Source organism: Pseudomonas putida (assembly GCF_009883635.2).
Taxonomy (GTDB): Bacteria; Pseudomonadota; Gammaproteobacteria; order Pseudomonadales; family Pseudomonadaceae; genus Aquipseudomonas; species Aquipseudomonas putida_W.
On record NZ_CP026115.2, the window covers coordinates 2,803,930 to 2,820,326 of the forward strand.

General features: G+C 64.4%; 13 protein-coding genes. 7 read left to right on the forward strand and 6 right to left on the reverse strand.

The window, feature by feature from the left end; all coding sequences use genetic code 11:
* Positions 1-23: 23 nt before the first annotated feature.
* Positions 24-1,310 carry an L-pipecolate oxidase gene (gene amaA / locus C2H86_RS12670; RefSeq protein WP_159412779.1) on the forward strand — a complete coding sequence of 429 codons (1,287 nt, stop codon included), beginning with the start codon at positions 24-26 and terminating at the stop codon, positions 1,308-1,310.
* Positions 1,311-1,357: 47 nt separating this feature from the next.
* Here the strand turns inward: amaA and C2H86_RS12675 are convergent, their stop codons facing one another.
* Complete coding sequence (locus C2H86_RS12675) at positions 1,358-2,785, reverse strand: mechanosensitive ion channel family protein (RefSeq protein ID WP_159412780.1); 1,428 nt, start codon at positions 2,783-2,785, stop codon at positions 1,358-1,360.
* Between the two features lie 221 nt (positions 2,786-3,006).
* Between C2H86_RS12675 and ycaC (C2H86_RS12680) the strand changes: the two genes are divergently transcribed.
* From ycaC (C2H86_RS12680) to C2H86_RS12695, 4 genes are all read left to right on the forward strand, one after another.
* Positions 3,007-3,636, forward strand: coding sequence for an isochorismate family cysteine hydrolase YcaC (ycaC, locus tag C2H86_RS12680; RefSeq protein ID WP_159412781.1), 630 nt, complete (start codon positions 3,007-3,009; stop codon positions 3,634-3,636).
* Positions 3,637-3,752: 116 nt separating this feature from the next.
* Positions 3,753-4,061 carry a hypothetical protein gene (locus C2H86_RS12685; RefSeq protein ID WP_159412782.1) on the forward strand — a complete coding sequence of 103 codons (309 nt, stop codon included), beginning with the start codon at positions 3,753-3,755 and terminating at the stop codon, positions 4,059-4,061.
* A gap of 39 nt (positions 4,062-4,100) precedes the next feature.
* Positions 4,101-4,919 (forward strand): alpha/beta fold hydrolase, encoded by an 819-nt coding sequence (locus tag C2H86_RS12690; RefSeq protein WP_159412783.1) that lies wholly within the window; start codon positions 4,101-4,103, stop codon positions 4,917-4,919.
* Between the two features lie 338 nt (positions 4,920-5,257).
* Positions 5,258-7,099: an amidohydrolase gene (locus C2H86_RS12695; protein ID WP_163986020.1), complete on the forward strand. Its 1,842-nt coding sequence runs from the start codon at positions 5,258-5,260 to the stop codon at positions 7,097-7,099.
* 167 nt (positions 7,100-7,266) lie between these two features.
* Here the strand turns inward: C2H86_RS12695 and C2H86_RS12700 are convergent, their stop codons facing one another.
* The 3 genes from C2H86_RS12700 to C2H86_RS12710 form a co-directional block, all read right to left on the reverse strand.
* Positions 7,267-8,865, reverse strand: coding sequence for an MFS transporter (locus C2H86_RS12700; RefSeq protein WP_159412785.1), 1,599 nt, complete (start codon positions 8,863-8,865; stop codon positions 7,267-7,269).
* A 1-nt stretch (position 8,866) separates the two neighbouring features.
* Positions 8,867-10,129, reverse strand: a complete 1,263-nt coding sequence (locus C2H86_RS12705) for an OprD family porin (RefSeq protein ID WP_159412786.1) — start codon at positions 10,127-10,129, stop codon at positions 8,867-8,869.
* Positions 10,130-10,223: 94 nt separating this feature from the next.
* Complete coding sequence (locus tag C2H86_RS12710) at positions 10,224-11,081, reverse strand: LysR family transcriptional regulator (protein ID WP_159412787.1); 858 nt, start codon at positions 11,079-11,081, stop codon at positions 10,224-10,226.
* A gap of 130 nt (positions 11,082-11,211) precedes the next feature.
* Here C2H86_RS12710 and C2H86_RS12715 point away from each other — a divergent pair, with 130 nt between their 5' ends.
* Positions 11,212-12,411 carry a YbfB/YjiJ family MFS transporter gene (locus C2H86_RS12715; protein ID WP_159412788.1) on the forward strand — a complete coding sequence of 400 codons (1,200 nt, stop codon included), beginning with the start codon at positions 11,212-11,214 and terminating at the stop codon, positions 12,409-12,411.
* Here the strand turns inward: C2H86_RS12715 and C2H86_RS12720 are convergent.
* Positions 12,372-13,283: a LysR substrate-binding domain-containing protein gene (locus tag C2H86_RS12720; RefSeq protein ID WP_159412789.1), complete on the reverse strand. Its 912-nt coding sequence runs from the start codon at positions 13,281-13,283 to the stop codon at positions 12,372-12,374. The two genes, C2H86_RS12715 and C2H86_RS12720, sit on opposite strands and share 40 nt — an antisense overlap.
* Positions 13,284-13,418: 135 nt before the next feature.
* Between C2H86_RS12720 and ycaC (C2H86_RS12725) the strand changes: the two genes are divergently transcribed.
* Positions 13,419-14,048 (forward strand): isochorismate family cysteine hydrolase YcaC, encoded by a 630-nt coding sequence (gene ycaC, locus C2H86_RS12725; protein ID WP_079230358.1) that lies wholly within the window; start codon positions 13,419-13,421, stop codon positions 14,046-14,048.
* A gap of 472 nt (positions 14,049-14,520) precedes the next feature.
* On the opposite strand, the gene C2H86_RS12730 is transcribed toward ycaC (C2H86_RS12725), so the two are convergent.
* A complete protein-coding gene (locus C2H86_RS12730; protein ID WP_159412790.1) occupies positions 14,521-16,308 on the reverse strand; it encodes a monovalent cation:proton antiporter-2 (CPA2) family protein in 1,788 nt (595 codons plus the stop codon).
* Between the last annotated feature and the right edge of the window lie 89 nt (positions 16,309-16,397).

The window sequence follows — 16,397 nt, forward strand, 5'->3', positions numbered from 1 at the left end:
AACAATATCGCTGGAGCTGGGCCATGTCCGAACTGCGTCAACAATGCTTGTGGGAACACGTCAGCCAACCGAGCGTCGTCAGCCAGGCCCTGGCCGGGGAACACAAGGCCGATGTTTGCGTGATCGGCGGTGGCATCACCGGCCTGTCGGCGGCCATCCACCTGCTCGAACAGGGCAAGTCGGTGATCCTGCTGGAGGCCTGGAAGATCGGCCACGGCGGCTCCGGGCGCAACGTCGGCCTGGTCAACGCCGGCACCTGGATCCGCCCCGATGACGTCGAGGTAACCCTCGGCCAGAAGCAGGGCAGCCGCCTGAACAAGGTGCTGGGTGAAGCCCCGGCTGAAGTGTTTGCCATGATCGAGCGCCTCGGCATCGACTGCCAGGCCCAGCACAAAGGCACGCTGCACATGGCGCACAACGCCACCGGCATTGCCGACCTCGAGGCTCGCCACGAGCAGTGGCGCCGCCGCGGTGCCGACGTCGAGCTGCTGACCGGCGCCCAATGCCAGGAATACTGCGGTACCGACAAGATTTCCGCCGCGCTGCTCGACCGCCGCGCCGGCACCATCAACCCGATGGGCTACACCCAGGGCCTGGCTGCCGCCGTGGCGCGCCTGGGCGGCAAGCTGTTCCAGCAGTCGTCGGTCGAAGGCCTTGAGCGCGATGGCGATGCCTGGCGGGTGAAGACCGCGCGTGGTTCGGTACGCGCCGAGAAAGTGGTGATTTCCACTGGTGCCTACACCGAAGGCGACTGGAGCAACCTGCAGAAGCAGTTCTTCCGGGGCTACTACTACCAGGTGGCGTCCAAGCCGCTGCACGGCGCGGCAGCCGACAAGGTGCTGCCGCACGGCCAGGGTTCGTGGGACACCCGCACCGTGCTCAGCAGCATCCGCCGCGACGACCAGGGCCGTTTGCTGCTGGGCAGCCTTGGCCGGGTCGACAACAAGCCGGCCTGGTTCGTGCGCAGCTGGGCCGACCGGATCCAGAGCCATTACTACCCGGAGCTGGGCAAGGTCGAGTGGGAAATGCATTGGACCGGCTGTATCGACTTCACCCCGGATCACCTGATGCGGCTGTTCGAGCCGGCGCCGGGGCTGGTGGCAGTGACGGGCTATAACGGCCGTGGCAACACCACCGGGACCGTGATTGGCCGGGCGTTTGCCGAGTTCCTGTTGAAGGACGAGGCGGACAGCCTGCCGATTCCGTTCTCGCCGATGAGCGGGGTGAGTGCGCCGTCATTGCGGACCGCGTTCTATGAATCCGGGTTCTCGCTGTACCACGCGGGGCAATGCCTGAGAGTCGTGCTGTAACCACTGGCCTCTTCACGTCGAACTGCCGCGAAGAGGCCGGCACAGGCTTACTTGTGCAACCAGCTGAGAAAGCCGCCTTTCTTGATCGAAACCGGCTTCTGCAGCAACAGCGACTCCCGGCTCTGCCGCCGAAAGCGCTGCAACTTGGTCAGCGCCATCTGCACCTCTCCACGCTGCACCAGGCAGCTCTTCACCTGCGCCTTGTCGATGCGGTACAGCACGCAGCTGGTCAGGGTACGGAACTCGGCAAACGAGTTATCTTCATCGATGATCCCCTCGATCCCCAGTACCTCGCCCGGCCCCATGCGCCCGGCCTCCAGCAGCTTGTCGCCATCGCGCACCGAGGCCGACACCACGCCGCTGCCAATCACCAGCAAATGCTCGGATTGCTCACCCACCTCCAGGATCACCTGGTCGGCCAGGTACTCCACCGCCGTCATGCGCTGGCTCAAGGCATCCCGCTCTTCACCACTCAGCGAGCGGAACACCCGCACCTCGTCCAGCACTTCGCGCTGACGGCTGCGCGGTGGCATGGCCAGGTCGACGTTCCACATCACCCCGCTGGCTTCCAGATGGCGGTGCGCCAGGTCGAACAGCTGATTGCGGGCCTCGGTCTTGCCGCCCATGTCAGCGATAAAGCCACTGGCCTCGTACTCCACCGATTCCAGCGTCGAGGCTTTCACCGAGACCTTGGGCTTGGGTGAGGGGAGGATCGCGCTGGTGCCTTGCAGGGCTTTCTCCAGGGCATCGAAAACCCGCTTGGGGCGTACCTTGGCCGGCACCACCACGCTGATCGACACCCCGTTCACATCGGCCGGGCGGCTGTGGTTGAGCAGCCGCGCCTTGGCCGCCACCGAATTGGGGATTACCGCCAGGCTGCCACTGCCGGTGAGCAGGCGCGTGGCGCGCCAGTCGATGTCCAGCACCTTGCCCTCGGTGCCGTCGATGGAGATCGAATCGCCAATCTGATAGGGCCGCGTGGTGTTCAGCACGATGCCGCTGAACACGTCGGCCAAGGTGCTCTGCAGCGCCAGGCCGATGACGATGGCCATCACCCCGGAGGTGGCCAGCAGGCCCTTCACCGGCAGTTGCAGAACATAACCCGCCGCAGCGACCACGGCCACGAGGAAGATCAGCGCCCCCAGCACATCCTGCAGCAGGCGGCCACCGTGGCTGCCACGGGCCACCAGCAGCAGGCCGAACACTACCGTCACCGTGCGCGCGCCGAACAGCCACCAGCCGATGGCCAATACCGTGGCAATCAGGTTGCGCGCTACATCGTCGGGCCACGGCGGCGGTTGCAGCGGGCTCATTCCGGCGGCCACCAGCACCGCGCTGAACAGCAGGAAGATCGCCAGCCGCGTGCCGATGCGCCACGCCCGGCGCTGGATCGGGATCAACTGCCAGAGCACGAGGTCGAGCAGGATCAGGGCGGTACCGAGCAACAACGGGGACGACTGGATGAACGCCAGCATGGAGGTCTCGGGGGTGAGGGGAGGGCTGTGCGTAGTAATAGAGCAGCTTGGTCGGGCAAGCAATGAGGCCAGCAAAACAACTGCCAACAGATCGTTCCTAAAATGGAACGCTAAAGCCAAAAACCACTATCTACCGCTCCAAAGGTGTTGGTTTTAATCTTCTCCCATCAACGCGAAACACCCTACTTACTGAAAATCAAAACCCCTTAGGAGCTATTCAAATGACCAACTTCAAATACAACCGCCTGAACAAAGACGACGCCGCAGTTCTGCTGGTCGACCACCAGGCTGGCCTGCTGTCCCTGGTTCGCGACATCGAGCCGGACGCGTTCAAGAACAATGTTCTGGCGCTGGCCGACCTGGCCAAGTTCTTCAACCTGCCGACCATCCTCACCACCAGCTTCGAGCAAGGCCCCAACGGCCCGCTGATGCCAGAGTTGAAAGCGCTGTTCCCGGACGCCCCGTACATCGCCCGCCCAGGCCAGATCAACGCCTGGGACAACGAAGACTTCGTCAAGGCGGTGAAGGCCACCGGCAAGAAGCAGCTGATCATCGCCGGCGTGGTGACTGAAGTCTGCGTTGCCTTCCCGGCGCTGTCGGCCCTGGAAGAAGAGTTTGAAGTGTTCGTGGTAGCCGATGCCTCCGGTACCTTCAACGCCATGACCCGCGACGCCGCCCACGACCGCATGAGCCAGGCCGGCGCGCAAATGATGACCTGGTTCGGCGTGGCCTGTGAGCTGCACCGCGACTGGCGCAACGACATCGAAGGCCTGGCCGCGCTGTGCTCCAACCACATCCCGGACTACCGCAACCTGATGACCAGCTACAACGCCTTCAACGCCAGCAAGTAACACCGCGCCCCCGGGCACCGCCAGCCGGTGCCCGGCGAGGGCAGCACACCCATTCAATCCTCCGCCCGTCCGCCGTTGCACAGTGGATGCGGGCAAGCTCATCCCAAGGAACGCCGATGAACACCGCACTCCAAGACAACCGCGAAGTGGTCACCGTATGCCTGCAACACCAGGTCCTCGATAGCCCGGCGGGCACCACGGCAAAACAACCGCCACGCTGGAAGCAGGCACTGCTGACCTACCTGGTGATCTGCCCGATGACCATGGTCATCCCGCAGTTGCTGGCGCCGTTGTTCACGCGCTTCCCGCAGCTGGGCGGCCCGATCAGCGGAAACCTCATCGTCAACCTGTTCGTCATCCTGCCCGTGGTGTTCTACATCATGCCTTGGGTAACCCGCCGCTGCGCCAACTGGCTGCGCGGCTGAGCCACGCCTTCACCTTCAGACTTTCAAGGAGATACCGACATGACCACGCTTGTTACCCGCGACGGCACTTCGATCTATTACAAGGACTGGGGCAGCGGAAAACCGGTGCTGTTCAGCCACGGCTGGCCGCTGGACGCCGACATGTGGGACTCGCAGATGGAGTTCCTGGCCAGCCGCGGCTACCGCGCCATTGCCTTCGACCGTCGAGGCTTCGGCCGTTCGAGCCAGCCATGGACCGGCTACGACTACGACACCTTCGCCGACGACATCGCCCAGCTGATCGAACACCTCGACCTGCGTGACGTGACTTTGGTGGGTTTCTCGATGGGCGGCGGCGATGTCAGCCGCTACATCGCTCGCCACGGTAGCGAGCGGGTGGCCGGCTTGGTGCTGCTGGGTGCGGTGACACCGGTGTTCGGCAAGCGTGAAGACAACCCTGAAGGTGTCGACCTGTCGGTATTCGAAGGTATCTGCGCCGGCCTGCGTGCCGACCGGGCGCAGTTCATCGCTGATTTCGCCACACCGTTCTATGGCCTGAACCATGGGCAGCAGGTGTCTCAAGGCGTGCAGACCCAGACCCTGAACATTGCGCTGATGGCGTCGATCAAGGGCACCCTCGATTGCGTGACTGCGTTCTCGGAGACCGACTTCCGCCCGGACATGGCCAGGATCGATGTGCCGACCCTGGTGATCCATGGTGACGACGACCAGATCGTGCCGTTCGAAACCACCGGCAAGCAGGCGGCGGAGCTGATTCGCGGGGCGAAGCTGAAGGTGTATGCCGGCGCGCCGCACGGGTTTGCCGTGACTCATGCGCAGCAGCTCAATGAAGACTTGCTGGCGTTCCTCCAGCGGTAATCGAGGGAGGCATTCGCGGGTAAACCCGCTCCTGTAGGAGCGGGCTTGCCCCGCGAAGAGGCCTGCCCAGCCAGCACAAATCTTGAACAGGGCTAACCTTCTACGACCCACCGCACATCCGTGCAATCCCTGGCCTTGCACCCACCTGCATGCTCTGCAGTTGCGCCTGCCGCCGCCGCACCCAGATGGAGAAGCCCATGCCCCAGGACCGCAACGACAAGACCCGTCGCCAGTTCCTCGCCACCAGCACCGTGCTAGGTGCCGCCGGCGCCCTCTGGTCCGCACTGCCCTTCACCGGCCAAGCCGGTTCCGCCCACGCATCCACCCAAGGAGGCTCCATGACCGCCGACCTGATTCTGTTCAACGGCAAATTGCACACCGTTGACCGCGAAAAGCCCACCGCCACTGCCGTCGCCATCAAGGACGGCCGCTTCATCGCCGTGGGCAACGACGCCGAGGCCATGGCCCACAAGGGCACCACTACGCAGATCGTCGACCTCAAGCAGCGCACGGTGATCCCTGGCCTGAACGACTCGCACCTGCACCTGATCCGTGGTGGCCTGAACTACAACCTGGAACTTCGCTGGGAAGGCGTACCGTCGGTGGCCGATGCCCTGCGCATGCTCAAGGACCAGGCCGCACGCACGCCGACGCCACAGTGGGTGCGCGTGGTCGGTGGCTGGAACGAATTCCAGTTCGCTGAAAAACGCATGCCGACCCTGGAAGAAATCAACCAGGCCGCGCCGGACACCCCGGTGTTCCTGCTGCACCTGTACGACCGCGCACTGCTCAACCGCGCTGCGCTCAAGGCCGTCGGCTACGACAAGACCACCCCGAACCCGCCGGGTGGCGAGATCCAGCGCGACAAGTTCGGCAACCCGACCGGCATGCTGATCGCCCGCCCCAACGCGATGATCCTCTACGCCACCTTGGCCAAGGGGCCGAAGCTGCCACTGGAATATCAGGTCAACTCCACCCGCCAGTTCATGCGCGAGCTGAACCGCCTGGGCCTGACCAGTGCCATCGATGCCGGCGGCGGCTACCAGAACTTCCCCGATGACTACTCGGTGATCCAGGAGCTGGCCGACAACAACCAGCTGACCGTGCGCATTGCCTACAACCTGTTCACCCAGAAGCCGAAGGAAGAGCTGGACGACTTCCGCAAATGGACCTCCAGCGTCAAGTTGCACAGCGGCACCGACTTCCTGCGCCACAACGGTGCGGGCGAGATGCTGGTGTTCTCCGCCGCCGACTTCGAAGACTTCCTCGAGCCGCGCCCGGACCTGCCGCAGACCATGGAAGAAGAGCTGGAGCCCGTGGTGCGCCACCTGGTCGAGCAACGCTGGCCATTCCGCCTGCACGCCACCTACAACGAATCGATCACGCGCATGCTCGACGTGTTCGAGAAGGTCAACCGCGACATTCCGTTCAACGGCCTGCCGTGGTTCTTCGACCACGCCGAAACCATCACCCCGCAGAACATCGAGCGCGTGCGTGCCTTGGGCGGCGGCATCGCCATTCAGGACCGCATGGCCTTCCAGGGTGAATACTTCGTCGATCGTTACGGCGCCAAGGCTGCCGAGCAGACCCCGCCGATCAAGCGCATGCTCGAGATGGGCGTGCCGGTGGGTGCCGGTACCGATGCCACCCGCGTGTCCAGCTACAACCCGTGGACTTCGCTGTACTGGCTGGTCAGCGGCAAGACCGTTGGCGGCATGGAGCTGTACAAGGAAGGCCTGGACCGCGACACCGCACTGCAGCTGTTCACCCAGGGCAGCGCCTGGTTCTCCAGCGAGCAGGGCAAGAAGGGCCAGATCAAGGTAGGCCAGTTGGCAGACCTTGCGGCATTGTCGCTGGACTTCTTCAGCGTCGATGAAGAAGCGATCAAGGGCATCGAGTCGGTGCTGACCATTGTCGATGGCAAGGTCGTGTACGGTGCCGGCGAATTCGACAAGCTCGGCCCGCCGCAGGTGCCGGTGCTGCCGGAGTGGTCGCCGGTGGTCAAGGTGCCGGGGCATTGGCGCGTGGGCACGCCATCGCTGGCCGCAGCCGTGCACCAGTGCTCGGGGCCGTGCGGGGTGCATGCGCACAGCCATGACAAGGCGCGTCAATCGAGTGTGCCGGTCAACGATTTCCAGGGCTTTTGGGGGGCTTTGGGCTGCTCGTGCTTTGCTTTCTAAGCTGAGTTGATGTGAAAAGGGGGCCAGTTACTGGCCCCCTTTTTTGTTCCTTCAGTGCTGGCCTCTTCGCGGGACAAGCCCGCTCCTACAGGTACCTCGCAAACCTCAAGGTAGAGGTGACCCAGTAGGAGCGGGCTTGCCCCGCGAAGAGGTCGGAAAGGCCAGTATCAATGGTGAGCCTTGTGCTCCCCCCCGGCCAACAGATGCCGAATCTTCACCTCGACCCCATCGGTCTGCAGCATCCGCACCCGCGCCTCGATCTTCAACTCACCCCGGGTCACCCGATGGTGATGCCGCAAATGCTCCAGCCACGACTCCTCGAAGAAGAACTCAAGCCAAAGCGCAGGGTCTGCACTGTCCCGCATCAACCCCCACGACAACGCGCCATTGCGCTTGCGCATCGCCTCCAGCTCCCGCGCCGCCTGCTGGAACGCCTCGGCCTTGGTCGGCTCGATGTGGTACTCCACCGTCACCATGACCGGCCCGCTTTCCTTGTCCATGTCATCGCTCAGCAGCGGTACCGGCCAGTGCAGCGACGGCGTCAGCTCCTCGGCTTCGGTTTCCGGCAGGGTGACCTTGCAGGTCAGCAACGTACCCAGCGCCAGGCCGCCGGCTGCCAGCAACAGGCTCAGGGTGATCGACGCATGACTGGCCAGCGTACCCCACAGCAAGCCGCCGCTGGCCATGGCACCGAAGAACACCAGGATGTACACCGACAACGCCCGCGCCCGTACCCAGGCCGGGACCGAGGTTTGCGCCGCCACCTGCAGGTTGGACAGCACCGCGATCCACGCCGCACCGCTGAGCAGCATCGCCGGCAGCAATACGTAGAAGCTGCGTACCAGCGCCAGGGCCAGCAGGAACAGGGCATACAGCACGCTGGCAAACATCACCAGGCGGTCGCGGCTGATGCGCTCGCGCAGGCGGGGCAGCAAAGTGGCGCCGGCTACCGCACCGATGCCGATAGCCGCCAGCAGCAGGCCGAAGTCGGCCGCAGTGCCGTGCATCTCACCGCGCACGATCAACGGCAACAGCGAGGTCCCGGCGCTGGCGCAGAAAAAGAACGCTAACGCCCGCAACAGCACGGCCTGCAAGGGTTTGGCACTGCGCGCAAAGCGCAGGCCGGTGCGCATGGCGCCGACGAAGCGCTCGGCCGGCAACAACGGCTCCTTCACCTCGCGCTTCCATAGGAACAGCACCAGGATCACCCCGGCGAAGGACGCGGCATTCAAAGCGAACGTCAGCCAAGGGCCGACCATGCTCACCACTACGCCTGCCAGCGCGGGGCCGATTGCGCGTGACACGTTGATGCCGACGCTGGAAATGGCCACCGCGTTGGCCAGGTCCTCCTTGCCCACCAGCTCCGGCGTCAGTGCGCTCCAGGCCGGCATCATCAACGCGGTGCCGATGCCCAGGGCCAATGTCAGCACCAGCAGCAGGGGGACATTCATCAGCCCGAGCAGCGTCAGGGCCGCCAGCACCACGGCCACCGATGACATCCACAGCTGCACCAGCAGCAAGTAGCGGCGCTTGTCGACAATATCTGCCGCCGCGCCGGCCGGCAGGGCGAGGAAGAACATCGGCAGCGAACCGGCCACCTGGATCAGCGCCACGTGCAGTGGGTTGGTCGACAGCGTGGTCATCAGCCAGCCGGCGCCTACCTCATGCATCCAGGTGCCGATGTTGGAGGCGATGGTGGCAATCCACAGCATGCGGAAGGTGGTGTTGCGCAACGGGCTCCAGGCACCTGAAGGGGATGTACTCATGTCAGAAGCTGCCTTTGAGTGGGTATTCGATGATCAGGTAGATACGATCAATGTCATCGCCCGCCTGGGCCTGGTTGGCGCGGTGGCTGACGTGGGAGAACGACAGGCTCAGGTCTTTGGCGGCGCCCGACTGCACCACGTATTTCAGGTCGACATCGCGCTCCCAGTGCTTGCCGCCCTGGCCGTACTGGTTCACGTAGGCGCCGCCCGCAGGCGCATGACTGCCGTCGATGCCGCGGCCGCTGACGTAGCGGCCCATCAGGCTCAGGCCCGGGACGCCGAGGGTGGCGAAGTTAAGGTCGTAGCGCAGTTGCCACGAGCGTTCGCCGGGGCCGTTGAAGTCGGCGTACTTGATCGAGTTGGCCAGATAGATGGAGTCGCCACCGACGAAGTCGAATGGAGTGTCGCCCTCGACCTTCTGGTAAGCCAGGGTCAGGGCCTGAGCGCCGAAGCTGTACTTGGTCAGCAGACTGTAGGCGAGGGTGTCGATCGCTCCGGCGCTGGCGTTGCCGGTGTCGCGGGTCTTGTAGAGATTGCCGTCCAGGCGCCAGTTGCCCTCGGCCAGGTTCAGGTTGAGGTAGGCCTGGCGCCAGGTGTCCTCCAGCTCCCCGGTGTACAACGCAGCGCCGAACGGCCCGTGCGGCGCGAAGGTGGCACCGGCCAGGCTGATGGCGCGGTTGCGGGTGGTGGCGCCGTAGCCGCTGAAATCGTCGTGGGTGGAGCTGTTGTCCTGGTTGTTGAAGGCCGTGAAGCGTCCGGCCTGCAGTCGCCAGTCGGGCAAGTCGGTGTTATCCACGAACCAACCGGTGGCGTACTCCGGGTGCAGGCGCTTGTCGCCGGTATCGAACACCGGGGTTTCCACGGTCATTTCGCCATAGCGCAGCTGGGTGTTGCCCAGGCGCAGCTTGAGCGCGGCACCGGCGCTGGAGTAATCGGATTCGGCGCGGCCATCGCTGTCACGGGGCAGCAGGCCGGTGCCGGCATGGCCACGACCGCCGTCGAGCTTGAGACCGAGGAAACCGTGGGCGTCGAGGCCGACACCGACCGTGCCTTCGGTGAAGCCGGAGCGAACCTCGCCGATGAAACCCTGGGCCCATTCCTGGCGGTAGTTCTGGCCGCTGGCGGAGGGCGAGCGGAAGTCGCTGTGCAGGAAGTAGTTGCGGCTGAGCAGCGACCAGCCGGGTTCGTCGGCCTGGCTGAGTGCCGGGTACAGGGCGAAGATGGCGAGCAGGGCGCGGCCTGGTCCGTGAGTGGCGCGGATCATAGGGGCTCCGGGGGGCGATGATCCGGGACTGTGGAGGAAGGATAGGCCAGAGGTCTTGTAAGCGTGTGCTGGATGCTCGACCTGCTCGGGCAACCTAAGGCTTGAATGCCTGCGCAATCGCCTCGATCACCACGCGCACCCGGGCCGTATGCCGCACGTCCTCATGGGTCACCAGCCAGATGTCGTAAGGCTTGCCCTGCGCCCAGACCTGCTGCAGGCCATCCCGCTCCCCCAGCGGTACCGGCAGTTCACCCAGGCCGATGCCACTGGCCAGCGCCCGCCGCACCATCAACCCCGAGGTGCAGGTCATGGCAATCCGGCCTTGAGCAATCGGCTCGCCCGCCAGTGTCACCTCCTTGCCGCTGTCCAGATATGGCTGGTAGACCACCAGCTCGTGCCCGGCAAACGCGCTGCCTGGGGAGGGTTCGCCGCACCGCTGCAAATACTCGCACGACGCAAACAGCCCGCTGTGCCAGCGCGCCAGCCGCCGCACCACCAGCTCGGGGTTGTCTGGCTTGTGGGTACGCACCGCGATATCGGCCTCGCGCTGGCTCAGGTTGAGCATCTGCGTCGAGGCCTGCAGTTGTACTTCAATCCCCGGGTGATCGAGGCGCAGTCGGGCGACCGCCGGAATGATGAAATCGAGCGCAAAGGAGTCGGTGGTCGTGACCCGCACCACGCCGCTCAGGCGCTCATCCATGCCGAGGATCTGCCTCTGCAGACCGGCAGCGGCGGCTTCCATCTCGAGCGCCGCACGCATTGCCACCTCGCCTGCGCTGGTCAATGAATAGCCGCTGGACGTGCGCAGGAACAGGGTTGCGGCCAGCGCACTCTCCAGCGATGCGAGCCGACGGCCCACGGTCGCCTGATCCACACCCAGGCTGCGGGCTGCTGCTCGCAAGGTCTGCTCGCGGCACAGGGCAAGAAAGACACGAGTATCGTCCCAGTTCATCAAGGCTGGTCCTCGGTGATGCATGAATGCAGGGTAGTGATGAGAAATCGCTGCGTTTATTCAGCGTTCGACGACTTTATGCTTTTCCCATCGTCATCAACAAGCGCCGTATCCGGCGCAAGGGAAGATCATGAGTCACTCGACACCACGGGCGCCCTGGCTGCCGATCTGGGCCGGGCTGTGTGCCAGTCTGGTCGGTATTGGCCTGGCGCGGTTTGCCTATACACCGCTGGTTCCGGCGTTGATCGATGCGCATTGGTTCGCCAGTTCGGCGGTGGTCTATCTCGGCGCGGCCAACCTCGCGGGCTATCTGATCGGGGCCCTGGTCGGCAGGCCACTGGTGGCGTACTGGTCGAGTGCATCGGTACTGCGCGGCATGATGCTATTGGTCAGCCTGGCGTTCCTGGCGTGTGCCTGGCCGCTGTCGGTGAGCTGGTTCTTCGGCTGGCGTCTGCTCTCAGGGGTGGCTGGCGGGGTGATCATGGTGCTGGCGGCCAGCGCGATACTGCCCCATGTCGCGGCTTCGCGCCGTGGGCTGGCCAGTGGCGCGATCTTCCTCGGCATCGGCCTGGGTATCGCCGGTGCCGCCAGCCTGGTGCCTTGGCTGCTGGGCAAGGGGTTGCAGCAGACCTGGCTGGGGCTGGCCGCGCTGTCGCTGCTGCTGACGGCCAGTAGCTGGGCTGGCTGGCCGGGCGAGCAGGCGCATCCGCCGGTGGCCGAGGCGGCGCAGCAACCTGTCGCCTCGCCCGCGATCTTCGTACTGTTCGGCCAGTATGCGCTCATGGCCATGGCACTCGTGGCACCGATGATGTTCCTGGTGGACTACATCAGCCGTGGCTTGGGCGCAGGCACCCATGCCGGGGCAGTGATCTGGGGGCTGTATGGCCTGGGGGCAATTGCCGGGCCGGTGATTTACGGGCTGTTGGCCGACCACCTGGGGCCGCGTGCTGGCATTCGCCTGGTACTGCTGGCGCAACTGGCGGCCTTGGCGGTGTTGCTGGGCTGCCATGACCTGCGCCTGTTGGGTGCTGCCGCGCTGTTGATCGGTTCGTTCCCGCCGGGCATCGTGCCGCTGGCTCTGGCCAGGGTGCATCAGCTGGTCGACGGCCATGCCCGGCAGACCGCGACCTGGAGCAGGGCGACAGTATCGTTCGCCAGTTTCCAGGCGATTGCCGGTTACGCCTATTCGGCACTGTTCGCTTTCAGCGGTGGCCATTATGCGGTGCTGTTCGCCGTGGCGGCCGGAGCAGTGCTGCTGGCGCTGCTGGTCGACCTGTTGCTCAAAGAGCGTCAGGCCATGTCGCTGATTGCGAACTCTTCGGCCAGGTGATCGATCAGTGCCCGCACCGACGGCAGCAACCCACGCCGCGACGGGAATATCGCATGCACGATGCCGCACCGCGGGTGCCAGTCCGGTATCAGCTCCACCAAACGACCGGCCGCCAGGTCCTCACGCACCGCCACCCGTGGCAGGTGCGCAATACCCACTCCAGCTACCACGAAGTGACGCAGGGCGAACAGGTCGTCCGTCACCATGCGCGGCGTATGCGGGATGACGATGCTGCGGCTGCTGTCCTCGCCCTGGAACAGCTCCCATTGGTACTCGCGCTGAGCGCTGCCCCAATGCAGGCTTGGCAGCGTGCCGAGCAACTTTGGGTCGAAGCCTTTCGGCAGCTGTTCCAGGTATTGCGGCTGGCCGACCAGGCACTGGGTGCTGTTGCTCAGCACCTTCATCACCATGTCGGTGTTTTCCAACGGCGGAAAGCGCACACGCAGCGCAATGTCGAACCCTTCGTGCAGCAGGTCGACGCGGCGGTTGGTGCTTTCGATGAACAGCTCCACCTGTGGGTACTTGAGCATGTAGCGGGTGAGCATCGGCCCGACCCAGGAGTTGAGCAGGGTGGTCGGGCAACTGATGCGCACCAGGCCGCGTGGTTCGCTGCGGTTACGCTCAATGATCTCTGCTGCACCTTCGGCTTCCACGCGCATGGCCAGGCAGCGGTTGTAGTAGGCCTGGCCGATCTCGGTCAGCGAGCAGTGGCGGCTGGTGCGGTGCAGCAGCCGCACGCCCAGGCGGTCCTCAAGGTCGGCGATGCGCCGGCTGAGCTTTGACTTGGGCATGTCCAACGCCCGCCCGGCCGGGGCGAAGCCACCGTGCTCTACAACCTGGGTGAAGTAATAGAGGGAGTTGAGGTCTTCCAACGGTCGTTCTCCAGATGGAACGCTAAGGGCAATTTTCGCAGTCTACCGCCGTAAAGGTGATGATTTTAATCTGTGTCCATCAACGCGAAACACCCCGGATTGCTGAAAAATTCATAAACCTTAGGAGCACAGACCATGAGCAAATTCACCTACAACCGCCTGAACAAAGACGACGCCGCTGTCCTGCTGGTCGATCACCAGGCGGGCCTGCTGTCCCTGGTGCGCGACATCGAGCCGGACAAGTTCAAGAACAACGTGCTGGCCCTGGCGGACCTGGCCAAGTTCTTCAACCTGCCGACCATCCTTACCACCAGCTTTGAGCAAGGCCCCAACGGCCCGCTGGTGCCAGAGCTGAAGGAACTGTTCCCGGATGCGCCGTACATCGCCCGCCCAGGGCAGATCAATGCCTGGGACAACGAAGACTTCGTCAAGGCGGTGAAGGCTACTGGCAAGAAACAGCTGATCATTGCGGGTGTGGTTACCGAGGTCTGCGTGGCATTCCCGGCGCTGGCTGCCCTGGAAGAAGAGTTTGAAGTGTTCGTGGTGACCGATGCTTCCGGCACGTTCAACGAAATGACTCGTGATGCTGCCCATGACCGCATGAGCCGCGCCGGTGCCCAGCTGATGACCTGGTTCGGCGTGGCCTGTGAACTGCACCGCGACTGGCGCAACGACATTGAAGGGCTGGCGGCGCTGTGCTCCAACCATATTCCGGATTATCGGAACCTGATGACCAGCTATAACGCGTTGACTGCAGGTAAGTAATAGCAGCAGATTTCTGAATAAAAGAGGCCGACCCCGATTGCGGGGTCGGCCTTTTTCGTTTGGCTGTGTGATGGCAGCGATGTGTCCGCCTGGAGGCAGTGTCAGGGCTGACAGGTGTATGCCTTGATATTTATGGCGCCTATAAGATCGAGCGCCGCCCGCGCGGCGCATCGCGAGCTGTTGCTCGCTCCTACGTTTGTTTCGGGCCAGTAACGCCTGTGACTGGCGCGCGCGACCGCCTTGTTGGTACGACGCGATATCGAGACATGCACCAAGGCGGTCGCGCGCCAATGCCACAGAAATGATTGGCCCGAAACAGACGTAGGAGCGAGCGACAGCTCGCGATGCGCCGCGCGGGCGGCGCTCGATCTCACAGGCGAAGTAAATACCCCGATGAACACCTCTGCGCCCAGATCGCTATTAACTGACTGGCATTAGGCCTAAGCCCTCTTCTGGTTTCTGTGTTCTTGCCCTAATCAGCATCCGAATCAAACAACCGCGCCAACTCCACCCGCGCCTCCTTGGCCGTCTGCATCACCTTGGCCCGGTCATCGCGCACGAGCCCCTGAGCCTCCAGCACTTCCTCGTCGTGTTGGGCAAACCGCTCGATCCGGTCCGCCGCCTGCTCGTCGCTCAAGCCCAGCCCGACCAGCGCCCGGCGGGTCATCTCCAGGCTGGAGTAGAACGTCTCGCGAATCGGCTCGGCCCCGACATCCGCCAGCTTGTGCACATGCTGGCGGTTACGCGCCCGGGCCAGCACTTTCAGGTGCGGGTACTGGCGCTTTACCCGTTCAGCGGTATGGATGGCGGCTTCAGGGTCATCGATGGTGATGATGAAGTACTCCGCCTCACCGACCTTGGCCGCATGCAGCACCTCGGGGCGCAGAGGGTCGCCGTAGAACACCGGCACCTGCTCGAACATGCGCGTCATTTCGATGGTGTCCACCGAGGTTTCCAGGGCAATGAACGGGATCTTCTGTGCCCGCAGGATGCGCGCGACGATCTGGCCCATGCGGCCCATGCCGACGATCACCACCCGCGGCGTGCCGGCGTCGATGGTCTTGTACTGCTCGGGCACTTCACGCGCCGGTTGCGGGCGTTTCAGGGCGCGGGCGCAGCCGAGCATCAGCAGCGGGGTGATAGCCATCGACAACGTAATGGTCATCAGCAGCAGGTCGTAGGTCTGGGTGTCGAACAGGCCCTGGTCCTTGCCCAGCTTGAACACCACGAAGGCGAACTCGCCACCGGCCGCCAGCACCATGCCCAGGCGCAGCGCGCTGGCGCTGTTGAGGCCACCGGCCAAGCGGCCGACGCCGATCAGCAGGGCCAGCTTCACCGCCACCAGCAGCAGAGTCAGGCCCAGCAGCACCAGTGGCATTTCCAGCAGCAGGCTCAGGTTGGCGCCCATGCCGACGCTGATGAAGAACAGTCCCAGCAGCAGGCCCTTGAACGGTTCGATCTGTGATTCAAGCTCGTGACGGTACTCCGAGTCGGCCAGCAACAGGCCGGCGAGGAAGGCGCCCAGGGCCATGGAAATGCCGGCTTCTTCCATCAGCCAGGCGGTACCGATTACCACCAGCAGCGCGGTGGCGGTGGACACTTCCGGCAGGCCGGTGCGGGCCACGGTGCGGAACACCGGGCGCAGCAGGTAGCGGCCGCCGATGATGACCACGGCGATGCTGGCAAATACCTTCAGGCCGTGTTGCAGGCTGTCGCCGTGGCTGGTGTCGGGGCCGCTGGCGGCCAGCAACGGGACCAGGGCGATCAGCGGGATGGCGGCGATGTCCTGGAACAGCAGGATGGCGAACGCCAGGCGGCCATGGGGCGCGTTGAGCTGCTTGGTTTCGGCCAGGCTTTGCAGGCCGAGGGCAGTGGATGACAGCGCCAGGCCCAGGCCGAGCACGACTGCTGCGGGGAGCGACTGGCCGAAGCCGAACAGGGCGATGGCGCCGATCACCGCGCCGGTCAGCAGCACCTGGGCAGTACCGACGCCGAACACCGACTTGCGCATCAGCCACAGACGCTTGGGTGACAGCTCAAGGCCGATGATGAACAGCAACAGGACCACGCCCAGTTCGGAAATGTGCGCGACGCTCTCGGTATCGCGGATCAGGCCCAGGGCCTGGGGGCCGATGGCCACGCCGGCGAGCAGGTAACCGATCACGGCTCCCAATTGCAGGCGCTTGGCCAGTGGGACGGCGACGACCGCGGCGAGCAGGAAGATCACCGCGGTTTGCAGAAGGCTGCCTTCGTGTGGCATTGGCTCGTACTCCATGAGCTGCCGGGGCAGCGTTTGAACAGTTTGGCGGACAATTCTGGGGAATGTGCAGGAGTCAGACAATCTGCCCG

Coding starts and splice junctions, on each gene's coding strand:
- C2H86_RS12675 (WP_159412780.1), bottom strand. CDS start 2,785: ATGCTGGCGTTCATCCAGTCGTCCCCGTTGTTGCTCGGTACCGCCCTG.
- C2H86_RS12710 (WP_159412787.1), bottom strand. CDS start 11,081: ATGAACTGGGACGATACTCGTGTCTTTCTTGCCCTGTGCCGCGAGCAG.
- C2H86_RS12715 (WP_159412788.1), top strand. CDS start 11,212: ATGAGTCACTCGACACCACGGGCGCCCTGGCTGCCGATCTGGGCCGGG.
- C2H86_RS12730 (WP_159412790.1), bottom strand. CDS start 16,308: ATGCCACACGAAGGCAGCCTTCTGCAAACCGCGGTGATCTTCCTGCTC.
- C2H86_RS12690 (WP_159412783.1), top strand. CDS start 4,101: ATGACCACGCTTGTTACCCGCGACGGCACTTCGATCTATTACAAGGAC.
- C2H86_RS12685 (WP_159412782.1), top strand. CDS start 3,753: ATGAACACCGCACTCCAAGACAACCGCGAAGTGGTCACCGTATGCCTG.
- C2H86_RS12695 (WP_163986020.1), top strand. CDS start 5,258: ATGACCGCCGACCTGATTCTGTTCAACGGCAAATTGCACACCGTTGAC.
- ycaC (WP_079230358.1), top strand. CDS start 13,419: ATGAGCAAATTCACCTACAACCGCCTGAACAAAGACGACGCCGCTGTC.
- amaA (WP_159412779.1), top strand. CDS start 24: ATGTCCGAACTGCGTCAACAATGCTTGTGGGAACACGTCAGCCAACCG.
- C2H86_RS12705 (WP_159412786.1), bottom strand. CDS start 10,129: ATGATCCGCGCCACTCACGGACCAGGCCGCGCCCTGCTCGCCATCTTC.
- ycaC (WP_159412781.1), top strand. CDS start 3,007: ATGACCAACTTCAAATACAACCGCCTGAACAAAGACGACGCCGCAGTT.
- C2H86_RS12700 (WP_159412785.1), bottom strand. CDS start 8,865: ATGAGTACATCCCCTTCAGGTGCCTGGAGCCCGTTGCGCAACACCACC.